The sequence below is a fragment of the Rhodococcus ruitaii genome (genome assembly GCF_055230935.1).
This window is the reverse complement of sequence record NZ_JBUYWC010000001.1, coordinates 190,655-203,149: the sequence shown is the minus strand read 5'-3', so window position 1 is coordinate 203,149 and position 12,495 is coordinate 190,655. Positions and strand designations below refer to the sequence as shown.

At 65.3% G+C, this 12,495-nt stretch carries 12 protein-coding genes and 1 tRNA gene; 3 read left to right on the top strand and 10 right to left on the bottom strand.

Going from position 1 to position 12,495, the window contains the following annotated elements; genetic code table 11:
* Window positions 1–27 precede the first annotated feature (27 nt).
* The 10 genes from ACZI8W_RS00995 to ACZI8W_RS00950 all read right to left on the bottom strand — a co-directional run bounded on the left by ACZI8W_RS00995 (window position 28) and on the right by ACZI8W_RS00950 (window position 9,629).
* A complete protein-coding gene (locus ACZI8W_RS00995) occupies window positions 28–390 on the bottom strand; it encodes a glycosyltransferase family 2 protein (protein WP_463366609.1) in 363 nt (120 codons plus the stop codon).
* Window positions 387–803: a hypothetical protein gene (locus tag ACZI8W_RS00990; protein WP_463366608.1), complete on the bottom strand. Its 417-nt coding sequence runs from the start codon at window positions 801–803 to the stop codon at window positions 387–389. The genes ACZI8W_RS00995 and ACZI8W_RS00990 overlap by 4 nt, the downstream gene beginning before the upstream one ends.
* On the bottom strand, window positions 793–1,596 hold the full coding sequence (locus tag ACZI8W_RS00985; protein WP_463366607.1) for an NAD-dependent epimerase/dehydratase family protein: 804 nt from the start codon (window positions 1,594–1,596) through the stop codon (window positions 793–795). The genes ACZI8W_RS00990 and ACZI8W_RS00985 overlap by 11 nt, the downstream gene beginning before the upstream one ends.
* 3 nt (window positions 1,597–1,599) lie before the next feature.
* On the bottom strand, window positions 1,600–2,493 hold the full coding sequence (locus ACZI8W_RS00980) for a glycosyltransferase family 2 protein (RefSeq protein WP_463366606.1): 894 nt from the start codon (window positions 2,491–2,493) through the stop codon (window positions 1,600–1,602).
* 220 nt (window positions 2,494–2,713) lie between these two features.
* Window positions 2,714–3,373, bottom strand: coding sequence for a nucleoside triphosphate pyrophosphohydrolase (locus ACZI8W_RS00975; RefSeq protein WP_463366605.1), 660 nt, complete (start codon window positions 3,371–3,373; stop codon window positions 2,714–2,716).
* A gap of 7 nt (window positions 3,374–3,380) precedes the next feature.
* Window positions 3,381–7,037, bottom strand: a complete 3,657-nt coding sequence (gene mfd, locus ACZI8W_RS00970) for a transcription-repair coupling factor (RefSeq protein WP_463366604.1) — start codon at window positions 7,035–7,037, stop codon at window positions 3,381–3,383.
* A gap of 113 nt (window positions 7,038–7,150) precedes the next feature.
* Entirely contained in the window at window positions 7,151–7,636 is a 486-nt protein-coding gene (locus ACZI8W_RS00965; RefSeq protein ID WP_463366603.1) for a PIN domain-containing protein, read from the bottom strand.
* 155 nt (window positions 7,637–7,791) lie between these two features.
* Window positions 7,792–8,121 (bottom strand): helix-turn-helix domain-containing protein, encoded by a 330-nt coding sequence (locus ACZI8W_RS00960; protein ID WP_463366602.1) that lies wholly within the window; start codon window positions 8,119–8,121, stop codon window positions 7,792–7,794.
* 44 nt (window positions 8,122–8,165) lie between these two features.
* Window positions 8,166–8,804, bottom strand: coding sequence for a ScbR family autoregulator-binding transcription factor (locus tag ACZI8W_RS00955; protein WP_463366601.1), 639 nt, complete (start codon window positions 8,802–8,804; stop codon window positions 8,166–8,168).
* A 231-nt stretch (window positions 8,805–9,035) separates the two neighbouring features.
* Entirely contained in the window at window positions 9,036–9,629 is a 594-nt protein-coding gene (locus ACZI8W_RS00950) for a TetR/AcrR family transcriptional regulator (protein WP_463366600.1), read from the bottom strand.
* A gap of 215 nt (window positions 9,630–9,844) precedes the next feature.
* On the opposite strand from ACZI8W_RS00950, the gene ACZI8W_RS00945 reads away from it, so the two are divergent.
* From ACZI8W_RS00945 to ACZI8W_RS00935, 3 genes are all read left to right on the top strand, one after another.
* Window positions 9,845–9,916, top strand: a tRNA-Gln gene (locus ACZI8W_RS00945).
* Window positions 9,917–9,999: 83 nt separating this feature from the next.
* On the top strand, window positions 10,000–11,478 hold the full coding sequence (gene glmU / locus ACZI8W_RS00940; protein ID WP_463366599.1) for a bifunctional UDP-N-acetylglucosamine diphosphorylase/glucosamine-1-phosphate N-acetyltransferase GlmU: 1,479 nt from the start codon (window positions 10,000–10,002) through the stop codon (window positions 11,476–11,478).
* Complete coding sequence (locus ACZI8W_RS00935) at window positions 11,475–12,452, top strand: ribose-phosphate diphosphokinase (protein WP_463366598.1); 978 nt, start codon at window positions 11,475–11,477, stop codon at window positions 12,450–12,452. Before glmU ends, ACZI8W_RS00935 begins: the two co-directional genes overlap by 4 nt.
* Window positions 12,453–12,495 lie beyond the last annotated feature (43 nt).

Below are 12,495 nucleotides of genomic sequence, written 5' to 3'. Positions count from 1 at the left end.
TTCCCTGGGGGGCTTGTTCGGCCCTCATCACGCCATTATGTGCTCGTCGGTGTAGGAGGCACGGAAGTGCCCGAGCCAGTCGTGGTGAGCCACTGCGTCGTCGTCCAAGAAGGCCACAACGTCACCGGTGGTCACCTGGACGCCGGTGTCCTTGCCACCGGATAGTCCGCGTTGCTTCCGGTTTTCGACGACCGTCACATCGGGTAGGGCGGCACGGAAGCGTTCGTACAGGTCGGGATTGTGATCGACGACGAGCACGATCTCGTGGGGCGGCGTCGTCTGGTTCCGCACCGAGTCGACGGCAGCGAGGGTGTCGTCCCATCGCTCGAGTGTGTATGCGCAGATCACCACGTCCATGGTCATGCTGCGCGGAGGAATTTCGGCGGTCATGGAACCATGCCCTTCGTATGTGGAATCGAGTGGTGTCCATTCGGCACCAGCCACAGCATGGCCGCGGCACTACCCACTACGACCACTCCTGCGTGAGTCGACCATGCATCTGCCGACAACATCGTCTGCACGACCAGAACGTTGACCACGACAGCACCGGCGGCACCGACGATCAGCACAGGTACAGCGTTGACACCAGGCAGCAGACGGACGATCGCGATCAGCGGTGCCGCAACAACGAACAGCACCACCCACAGCCGACCAGAGTGCCCCGATGAATCGGGAATATTCACGGCGATCGCCACACTTGCGAGAGCAGTCACCGCCGCGGCGAGGAGACGGTGTTCGAGTCGCGGAGTTCGTCGGGGCGGTCTGATCACCATGAGAAGCCGCGCGGCGATGTCACGAAGCACGACGGGCCTCCTCTCCCGATGGGTGCGGGTCTGCTGTCCGGGTCCAGTCGAGATCCCGGCCCGCATACGTGTCGATCCCCCGGCTGTCACCGATTCCGATGTAGTAAGTGCCCGTGATCGAGAGCGGGGCCCGGCCCGCGTGAACGAACGCCTCGACGGCGTCGTCGACGCAGATTCGGTCTCGGGTGAAATCCGCCTGCTCGCCGTCCTCCTCACGCGGATCGTAGACATCGGCGAGGGCCAGGCAGATCGGTGCCAGACCGTACATCTGTGCGTAAGCGGCCAAGTAGAATTCACCCGCGAGTTTCGCTGCCTCGTAGGGTGATCGCGGAGCCGAAGAATTCTCTACCGCTGAGCCCGGGGTTGTTGCGCTGTGCCCGGCGGCAAATCCGCCGGCCTGCCGCCCGGGACTGCCCCATGTGGCATAGACAATTCTGCGTACGCCGGCCCGTCTACCCGCTTCGCACAGATTGATTGTGCCGAGCACGTTGATGCGGGCATCGAATTGCGGATCGGACAACGACACCGCGAGATTCGTCTGTGCGGCGAGGTGGAAGATGACGTCCGGATTCACTCCGGCCACGATGCCGATCAGTTCTGGGCACTGAATATCCCGCTGCACCAGACTGAATCGACCCGCATTGGGATTCCGCCGGAAAGTTGCACGCTCGCCACCTTCGGTGGCACCCGCGTTGACATGGTCGATTCCGACCACGTGGTGCCCCTCGGCGAGGAGTCTATCGACCAGGGCGGACCCGATGAACCCTGCGGCACCGGTGACCAGTGTCCGCACTGTTCATTCTTTCGCGAACTCGGGGGCGCCGCCGCGGGACAGGGCCTGAGCGAGGTAGCCAGACATTCCCGAGTTGTGTCCGCGGAGGACGGTGCGTAGCACCCTGATGCCGTCACGGACCGCGTGGAGGTTCGACTTTCCGGACCGACGCGGCATTTCCAGGCTCGGCACCTCAACGACCCGCAACCCACCCTGCATGGCATGCACCACCATTTCCGCCTCGATCTCGAACCCTGGCGCAGAAAGGGACAACAGGTCCAGGTAGCGACGATGGAATGCGCAGAAGCCGTAACAGAGGTCGGTGAGCTCGGCGTCGTAGAGAGTGTTGAAGACGGTCAGGAGGAAGCGGTTGCCGAGCCGACGGAAGGGAGTGATGTCGAGCGAACCACCGCCTACGATAAACCGAGAGCCCTTGACGAAATCGTATCCGTTGTTGAGGAAGTGCAGATAGTGCCGAATCTCTTGGGGCGCCATACTTCCATCGGCATCCATCATCACGATGATGTCACCGGTCGCAGCCTGGAACCCGGTCCTGAGCGCGCTCCCCTTGCCGGTACCCTCCTGGGGAACGACCTTGATGTCCGGTCTACAGCTGTTGGCAGTGATGAGTGTCGAGTCGGTCGAGTTCCCGTCGACCAGGATGATTTCACCGACCTCGTCGGCGACCTGCTCGAGGACCCAGGCGATGTTCCGCCCCTCGTTTCTGACCGGGATGATCAAACTGACGATGGGCGTCTGCGTGGGGGATGCTGGATCACCTCGGTCGGGGTGTGCGCTGTCGGCGGTCGCTCCGGAGCCCTGCGGGGAACTCCCCTGCCGATAGTGTTCGGCTGGGTCGACAATCCGGGCGGGCGACACTCCGGTCACGAGCCCATTGGGCGGGCGTACCTGGGTCATGCTGGACTCCGATCTACTCCGGGCACGGCGATTTCCGGCGCGTGTGGCAAATTCCGCTTTGTCCGAACCCGACCTTCGTTGACCGGCATTTGCCTTTCCCGACGATTAACCTGTGACAAGTACGATCGTAGGGCATAAAACAGAATCTGGGTTGGTTTTGAGCCGGGAAATAATCTGCGCGTTCTTTCAGTGGGAGAACACGAGGCCGATCGACCCGTATTCAGCGCCCCCAGTGACGACGCCACCCTCCCGCATCGAGGATGGGAGCGGCCTCATCACCACCCGCTGCCGACTTCTCTGCCGCACGGATCGCCGCGGCGAACTCCAATACTGCGCTGCGGAATGTCGCTTCCGTATCGCCGGACTCGCTGATACGAACGCACCCGAGAGCATCCGGCACGAGATCGTCCGGAACCCCCGCCCGTCGCGCCCGCTCGAGCACCTTGTCGGCCAACGCGAGTGCCGGTTGCGTCATGGCGATGCCGTCGAGGCACGACGGTCGCGATTTCTCCAGCGCCTTCGCCGCCTCCCATGCCGCCTCCTGTTCGGCCACCTCGAGCGGGCCGGTGTGCCCGTTGGTCAAATGCGGACTCCGCGCAGCCAGCTTTGCGACTAGCGTCGCCGCGACATCGTCGACGGTGAACTGCCCCGCGGCTTCCGCGATCCGCGAGTGGAACAGCACCTGCAGCAACAGGTCTCCGAGTTCTTCGCGGAGGGCACCGGGGTCACCGGAGTCGATGGCGTCGAGAACCTCGTAGGTTTCTTCGACGAGATACCGCCGCAGACTCTCGTGTGTCTGGTTGACTTCCCACCCACCGAAAGACCAGAGCCGGTCCATCACCTCAGCGGCTATGCTCAGCGCGTCTCCTGTACCGGTCATTGCCGGCTCACACCTGTGCCCCGGCCTCGACCCGCACATCCACCGAACCCTGTGGTTTCCCGTCCATCGCAAGCAGGAAATCGGCGATGAACTGGAGCAATTCGACATCGCGGACGCGGTCGGATGCGATGCCACCGGTGCGGGGCAACGGCAACTGCACGATGCCGCTCGTGGCACGGTACTGCGCCGTCGGGTAGAGGCGCTTGAGTCGCATCTGCTTCGAATCCGGAAGCTCCATCGGCGAGAGCTTCAATTGCGTACCGGTGACCGCCACCTCCTCGAGACCGTACTCGCGAGCGAGCAACCGCAGCTTCGCGACCGAGACGAGCCGGCACACCTCCTCGGGCAGCGGGCCGTAGCGGTCGACGAGTTCGTCGATGACCGTACCGATCGCTGCGTCGTCGCCGGCGGCAGCCAGCTTCCGGTACGCCTCGAGCCGCAGACGGTCGGAGGTGACGTAATCGGCGGGGATGTGCGCGTCGACAGGAAGATCGACCCGCACCTCTTTCGGTGCCTCGTCCGTCGTGATCGGCGTGCCGTCGGCTGCGGCGCGGAACGCCTCCACTGCTTCGCCGACGAGCCGGACGTACAGATCGAATCCGACGCCCGCGACGTGACCGGACTGTTCGGCGCCGAGCACGTTGCCGGCACCGCGAATCTCGAGGTCCTTCATCGCGACGGCCATACCTGCACCGAGGTCGGAGTTCTGCGAGATCGTCGCGAGCCGGTCGTATGCCGTTTCGGTGAGCGGTTTTTCCGGCGGGTAGAGAAAGTACGCGTAACCGCGCTCGCGGGACCGGCCGACGCGGCCGCGCAACTGGTGCAGCTGCGACAGGCCGAGCGCATCGGCCCGCTCGACGATGAGGGTGTTGGCGTTGGAGATATCGAGACCGGTCTCGACGATCGTCGTGCACACCAGAACATCGAATTCGCGTTCCCAGAATCCCTGCACGGTCTTCTCGAGGATGTCCTCGTTCATCTGCCCGTGCGCCACCACGACACGTGCCTCGGGGACGAGGTCGCGAATCTTCTTGGCGGCCTTCTCGATCGAACTGACCCGGTTGTGCACATAGAACACCTGACCGTCGCGCAGCAACTCCCGGCGGATGGCCGCGGCCACCTGTTTGTCGGCGTACCCGCCCACATACGTCAGAATCGGGTGCCGCTCCTCGGGTGGAGTGAGGATCGTCGACATCTCACGGATCCCCGCCATGCTCATCTCGAGAGTGCGCGGAATCGGGGTCGCGGACATCGTGAGGACGTCGACGTGGGTGCGCAGTGCTTTGATGTGCTCCTTGTGTTCGACACCGAATCGCTGCTCTTCGTCGACGATGACGAGACCGAGATCTTTCCAGCGCACCCCGGTCTGCAACAGGCGATGGGTGCCGACGACGATGTCGACCTCACCGTCGGCCATGCCCGCGAGGATCTCCTTGGAGTCGCCGGCATCGGTGAAGCGGCTCAGCCCCTTCACCACCACGGGGAACGACGCCATGCGCTCGGTGAACGTCTGAAGGTGCTGCTGCGCGAGGAGGGTCGTGGGCACCAGCACCGCGACCTGTTTGCCGTCCTGCACGGCCTTGAATGCCGCGCGCACAGCGATCTCGGTCTTGCCGTAACCGACGTCGCCGATCACCACGCGATCCATCGGCACAGGTTTCTCCATGTCGTTCTTGACTTCGGAGACCACCGTGAGCTGATCCTGCGTCTCGGTGAAGGGGAAGGCGTCCTCCATCTCCTTCTGCCACGGGGTGTCGGGGCCGAACTGATGTCCGGGCGAGGCCTGGCGCGCCGCGTACAGGCGTACGAGCTCACCGGCGATCTCCCGAACGGCTTTGCGGGCCTTACGTTTCGTGTTTGCCCAGTCGGACCCGCCGAGCTTGCTGATCGCGGGCAACTCGCCGCCGACATAGCGGGAGAGCTGATCGAGCGACTCCATCGGGACGAACAGCCGGTCGCCGGGCTGGCCGCGTTTGCTCGCGGCGTACTCGATGACGAGGTATTCACGGCGGGCACCGCCGACGGTGCGTTCGACCATCTCCACGAACCGACCGATGCCGTGCTGGTCGTGAACCACGTAGTCACCGGCGGTCAGTGCCAGTGGATCGACCTGGTTACGGCGTTTGACCGGGGTCTTGCGGCCTTCCGTGGCAGTGACGCGATTGCCGGTGAGATCGGCCTCGGTGACCAGTACCAGTCCGGGGACCTGGTTGTCGCCGTTGCCCGCGAGCACGAGGCCCTCGTGAAGCGCACCCTTGATGACCCCGACCTGCCCGCGGACCGGCTCGGTTCCGGGTTCGAGCTTGGCCGCAGGGACCTCGTTCTCCTTCAGCCGCTCGAGGATGCGCAGCCCGGTGCCGGTACCGGCGACGACGATCGCGGCGCGTCCACCGGTGGTGACGTGGGCGCGCAGGTTCACGAACAGCATCGACAGCAGTTCCTCGGAACCGCGCACCTCGGGGGCCGACTGCACCGTGAGCACCGTTTCGGTATCGGCTCCCGACGCGAGCGGCGACAGCGTCCACCACGGGGTGCCGTTCGCCTGCGCAGTGTCGCGCACCTGCCGCAGCGACCGGTAGGCCGACGCCGCGAGGTCCATCGGCTTACCGTCGACACCTTTGAGGTTGCTCGCGTCCAACGGTGCGGCACCGCCGATCGATGCGGCCGTCCACGATGCTTCGAGAAATTCCTGGCCGGTGCGCACCAGGTCGGTCGCGCGGGTCCGTACCTTCTCGGGGTCGCACAGCAGCACGTGCGTGCCGGACGGCAGGACATCGGTGAGCAGTTGCAGTTCGCCGGGCTGCAGGACGGGCAGGAGAGCCTCCATACCCTCGACGGGAATACCTCCGGCCATCTTGTCGAGCATCTCGACGAGCGATGCGTCGGCCGGATTGTCCTTCGCAAGCTGCGCCGCCCGTTCCTTGACGGTCTGGGTGAGGAGTAGTTCCCGGCATGGAGTGGCGATGACTGTGGACACCTCGACGTCGGTGATCGATCGTTGATCGGCGACCGAGAACGGACGCAACTCGGTGACCTCGTCGCCCCAGAACTCGACACGAACGGGATGGTCGGCGGTAGGCGGGAAGAGATCGAGGATGCCGCCGCGCACCGCGAACTCACCGCGCTTACCCACCATGTCGACACGCGCATAGGCGAGCTCGACGAGCCGCTCGACGAGGGAATCGAAATCGTGCTCGGAGCCGACTCGCAGGGTGACCGGTTCGATCTCGCCGAGACCCGGCGCCATGGGCTGCACGAGCGAACGCACGGTCGCGACGATGACACGCAGTTCGGCGCCGAGTTCGCGGTCGTCGGGCCGCGCCAGCCGGCGCAACACCTGGAGTCGCTTGCCCACGGTGTCGGCGCTCGGCGACAGCCGCTCGTGCGGCAGCGTCTCCCACGACGGGAACTGCACGACGGACTGACCGAGCATCTCTGCGAGTTCGGCGGCGAGGTCGTCGGCTTCGCGACCGGTGGCGGTGACGACGAGCAGCGGCGCCTTCTCGGCCAGGGCAGCGGCGACGAACGGGCGCACGGCGGGCGGCGCGACCAGAGCTTGTTCTGCGGATCCGGCAAGTTCGGCGACCGTGCGGAACTGGTCGTCGGCCAGCGCGATCCGCGCCAATCCGGACAGAGGGGTGGCGGCCGGGGACACAGCGGACAAGGAAAGCGCTCCTGGGTGTGAGACGAAGACCGTGACGAGTCTATGCCGTGGGAGTGACATGCGCGGACGGCATAGGGACGAACTGCGCCGACCGGCGTCCCGCTGCGCGGTTGCTACCGCTCCCGGAACCGCGCATCGGCGGCGTATGCGGCGAGCAGGTCGGCGCTGCTGTCGCCGAGCGCGCGCCGAGCCCACCCCGAAAGCCGGCTCAGCAACTCGGCGTCATCGGGTCCGTCGGTCTCCGGTGCCCCGGGCTGCGACGGCAACCATCTGCGGCGCACCAACCGCATCAGCGTGCGCTGCGCGGCTTCGGGTGCCGCGTCGAGGACGAAGGTGACGAAGGCATCGACGGTCCACGACTCGACATCGATCCGTTCGAGTGCGTCCGCGAGGACGGCTGTCTCGGTGACCACGGCGTCGGCGTGGGCGAGCAACGCCACCGACATCACATGGGTCTCTGCGGGGCCGACGACATACGGGACCTCACGCAATACCGTGGCCGGCCACGTGACCCGAGCCTCGGGAAACGCACGCTCGAGTTCCGCAAAGAGATAGTCTCGGGCAGCCCGCGGCAGCTCTGGTGGCAATCTCCGATCCACCTCCGCGATGATGCCGTCGCTCCAGAACGGTCGACAGTGACCGTCTTCAGCAAAAGCCAACGCGACATCACGGATTCGTGGACGAACCAGCGCCGTAGCGCCCAAAACCACCCGAACCGGCACAGTCGTCTCCGCTTCCTTCGAACCGAACAGTGTCAGAACTCGTCGTACAGCCCTTCTCGGTGCGACATTTCGGCCAGGCTGTCGAGGACCTCGGTGCGGATCCGGTTCTGCCGGTCGGCGAGAGCCAGGATGTCCACGCGCGAGACCCTGCGGTGCAGTCCGTGGAACTCGGCGAACAGCGCACCGGAATCGATCAGGTGTGCAATGTGGTGCCGTGAACTCCCGAGAACGTCGGCCGCCTGCCGCACCGTCAGGAGCGCGGGCACCGCGGCGAGGGTGATCGCCGCGTCGGGTCCGAGGAGGTCGATCACGCGCGCGAGGGCTTTCGGGGCCTGAGGTGCGTCGAAAGGTCCGAAGGTCACGGCGGCGATGCTGTCATTCGATGCGTGCTGCACGCAACGGCACGTTACGAGACGCGCAATCTGCGCGACACGAACTGCAGGAAGTATCCGAGCTTGTCGGCAGGTACCAGCGCGGGCAGCAGGATCAACCACATCGATTCGATCTGCTCACTCAGCCGATCCGCACGCCCGATCGCCTCGGACACCGTCCGTGCTCCGATCAACGACTGCAGCAGAAACAGAGAAACCGCTTCCACGTCGACGGTGTCGACGAGGTCGCCTTCCTCGCGGGCTCGTGCCATGAGTTGCAGCATCGACGCAATCCAACGATCGAACGGCACTGCTTCGACGCCGCGGTAGTCGCCGATCTCCACGACCAGCCGGAACATCGCGCGCACGACGTGGTCGGACTCGGACAACGTGGCGTTGAGGACGGAGACCTCGATGACTGATTCGAGTGCTGGAGCGCGTTGCGCCATCTTGTTGCTCGCGGCGACGCCGAATCTCTCGACACCGGCGTCGATGACACCCCGGGCAAGATCTTCCTTGGAGCTGAAATGGAAGTACAATGCGCCTTTGGTCACACCCGCTTCGTCGATGATCTCGTTGAGGCTCGCATTGGCGTAACCGAGCCGCACGAAGATCTCCGCTGCGCCACTGAGAACGGCCTCACGCGTCGCTTCCGCTCGAACCTGACGCGGCATCGGCGTGACCTCCCTCGCTCAACGACCCCGGCATACCTGAACTACCAAAGCCGACGGCAAGTCCGAAACAGCAAATCTCGCCTTACCTCAACTCGGCTATCACTCCGTCTGAACGACAACTCACCTACCGTAACACCGCCGGACAGACTGCATGCAGGTGACGTAGGTCCCGAGTCGGACACGATGCGCTGTATGCACTCTGGCGACCGAACATGATCAGGCGAAGGACGATCAGTCGGATCCCAGCGCGGGATCGGCCTCGAGGCGTGTCAGCCCGTTCCAGCACAGATTCACCAGGTGCGCGGCCACCACTTCCTTCGACGGCGTCCGCTCGTCGAGCCACCAGGTCGCCGTCGTCGCAACCATGCCCACCAGCGCTTGCGCGTACAAGGGCGCGAGCTCGGGATTGAGACCCCGGCGTGAGAAGTCTCCGGTGAGCAACTGCCCGACCTGGCGCATGGCCTCGTTGAGCAGACTCGAGTACGTGCCCTCCTCTGCCGCCATCGGCGAGTCGCGCACCAGAATGCGGAAACCCTCGGTGCGCTCCTCGACGTAGGTGAGCAGCGCGAGAGCGGCACGCTCGACACGCACACGCGAGCGGTTGCGGGTCAGGGATTCGGTGACCATCGACATCAAGATCGTCATCTCCCGATCCACGACCACGGCGTACAGGCCCTCTTTACCTCCGAAGTGCTCGTACACGACAGGCTTGGATACCTGAGCCCGCTGCGCGATCTCCTCGATCGACGCACCCTCGTATCCACGCTCGGCGAACAGGGCGCGACCGATCTCGATCAGTTGCTCACGCCGCTGAGTACCGGTCATGCGGGTACGCGGATTCCGTTCAGCGGAAGGTTGCGATGATCGCGACACCTGGCTCCTTCCCAACGGCACCATTCTCCGGCTTGTCCCGACCACCCTAACGACACCCACGACGTCGCACCCCGCACATTCGACCCACCCCCACATTCGCTCTCCGTACCGTCTCGTGCGAGGATCAGGGGCGCACGTCCGGGGCCCGCGTTCCGGGGATGCCGTAGTCCGCCGTGGTGTAATCGGCAGCACCTCTGATTTTGGTTCAGATAGTTCAGGTTCGAGTCCTGGCGGCGGAGCGGGGGACATTTGCCGGAGCCGTCGAGCTCCAGTGCGCACGTCGTCGGGGCGTGCGCAGGGTACGCCGCGCCGAGGGAGCTACATGCAAGTGCAGACCGCGATGATCGTCCTGGCCGCCGGAGCGGGAACGCGAATGCGATCCAAGACCCCGAAGGTCCTGCACACTCTCTGCGGCCGCTCGATGCTCTCACATTCTCTGCATGCTGCCGCCGCCGCAGATCCAACCCACCTCGTCGTGGTGGTCGGTCACGAACGCGAACGCGTCGAGGCGGCTGTCACCGACATCGCGAAAGAACTCGGACGCACCGTCGCCATCGCGATCCAGGACTCCCAGAACGGTACCGGTCACGCCGTCCAGTGCGCCCTGACGCAGCTACCCGAGGACTTCACCGGCACCGTCGTCGTCACCGCAGCCGACGTGCCGCTGCTCGACGCCGACACGATCGGCGAGCTCCTCGAAACCCATACCGACCCCGAGCCCGCAGCGGTCACCGTCCTGACCACGACGGTGACCGAGCCCACCGGCTACGGACGCATCGTCCGCACCACCGACGGCGAGGTGGCGTCGATCGTCGAGGAGAAGGACGCCACCACCACGGAGCGCGCCATCTGCGAGGTCAACTCCGGTGTGTACGCATTCGACGTCGCACGGCTGCGGACGGCGCTCGGCGAGCTGAGCACCGACAACGCCCAAGGCGAGTTGTACCTGACCGATGTGATCGGCATCGCCCGCGGCCACGGCGACGTCGTCCGCGCTGTACACACCGCCGATGCGATGCGCGTTTCCGGCGTCAACGACCGCGTACAGCTCGCCGCGCTGACGTCCGAACTCAACCGGCACCTCCTCGAACAGTGGATGCGCTCCGGCGTGACCGTTCTCGACCCGTCCACGACGTGGGTGGACGTCGAAGTCGTCCTTGCCCCCGACGTGACCCTGTATCCCGGCGTCCATCTCCGCGGCCGCACCGTCATTGCCGAGGATGCCGAGATCGGCCCCGACACCACGCTCACCGATGTGCAGGTGGGCTCGGGAGCATCGGTGATCCGCACCCACGGATCCGGCTCGTCGATCGGCGCGTACGCGACCGTCGGCCCGTTCACCTACCTGCGTCCCGGCACCGAACTGGGCGCACACGGCAAGCTCGGCGGGTTCGTCGAGACCAAGAATGCGCAGATCGGTGCGTATTCGAAGGTCCCCCACCTCACCTACGTGGGCGACGCCGAGATCGGCGAACACTCCAATATCGGAGCCTCCAGCGTGTTCGTGAACTACGACGGGGTGGAGAAGTACCGGACAGTGGTGGGGTCGCACGTCCGCACGGGTTCCGACACGATGTTCGTAGCGCCGGTGAACGTCGGTGACGGGGCCTACACGGGCGCCGGAACGGTGCTGCGTCGGGACGTTCCGCCGGGGGCACTGGCAGTGTCGGGCGCGCCACAGCGCAATATTGAGGGGTGGGTCCAGCGAAACCGCGCTGGGACCGCAGCTGCCGAGGCAGCAGAGCACGCACAGCAAGCACAGCACGAGAACGAGCGCCAGAAGGACGGCCAGGACCAGTGACCAATTGGATCGACAACCAGAAGAACCTGATGCTCTTCTCCGGCCGGGCACACCCCGAGCTGGCAGAGCAGGTCGCTAAGGAACTCGGTGTCCCCCTGACCCCGCAGACCGCCCGCGACTTCGCGAACGGCGAGACCTTCGTCCGCTTCGAGGAGTCCGTCCGCGGCTCCGACGCGTTCGTGCTGCAGAGCCACCCCTTCCCACTCAACGAGTGGGTGATGGAGCAGCTCATCATGATCGACGCGCTCAAGCGTGGCTCCGCCAAACGCATCACCGCGATCCTGCCGTTCTACCCGTACGCCCGCCAGGACAAGAAGCACCGCGGTCGCGAACCCATCTCGGCACGCCTCATCGCCGACCTCCTCAAGACCGCCGGAGCCGACCGCATCATCACGGTCGACCTGCACACCGATCAGATCCAGGGCTTCTTCGACGGCCCGGTCGACCACATGCACGCGCAGGGTCAGCTCGCCGAATACATCCGCGGCAAGTACGGCGTCGACAACATCGCTGTGGTCTCGCCCGACTCGGGTCGTGTGCGTGTCGCCGAGAAGTGGGCCGACATCCTCGGGGGCGCTCCTCTCGCGTTCATCCACAAGACCCGCGACCCGCTGGTACCCAACCAGGTGAAGTCGAACCGCGTGGTCGGCGAAGTCGAGGGCCACACCTGCATCCTGATCGACGACATGATCGACACCGGTGGCACCATCGCGGGCGCCGTCAAGATCCTGCGAGAGGCCGGCGCGGGCGATGTCATCATCGCCGCCACGCACGGCGTACTCTCCGATCCGGCCGCCGAGCGTCTCGCCGCGTGCGGCGCTCAGGAGGTCATCGTCACCAACACGCTGCCGATCCCGCCAGAGAAGCAGTTCGACTCGCTCACCGTGCTCTCGATCGCGCCGCTGCTTGCCCAGACGATCCGCGAGGTGTTCGAGAACGGCTCCGTCACGTCGCTGTTCAACGGCGTCGCCTGACACTTTCTCGAACCGTTCTGCCCGGCGCAGGGCAGCACACCGA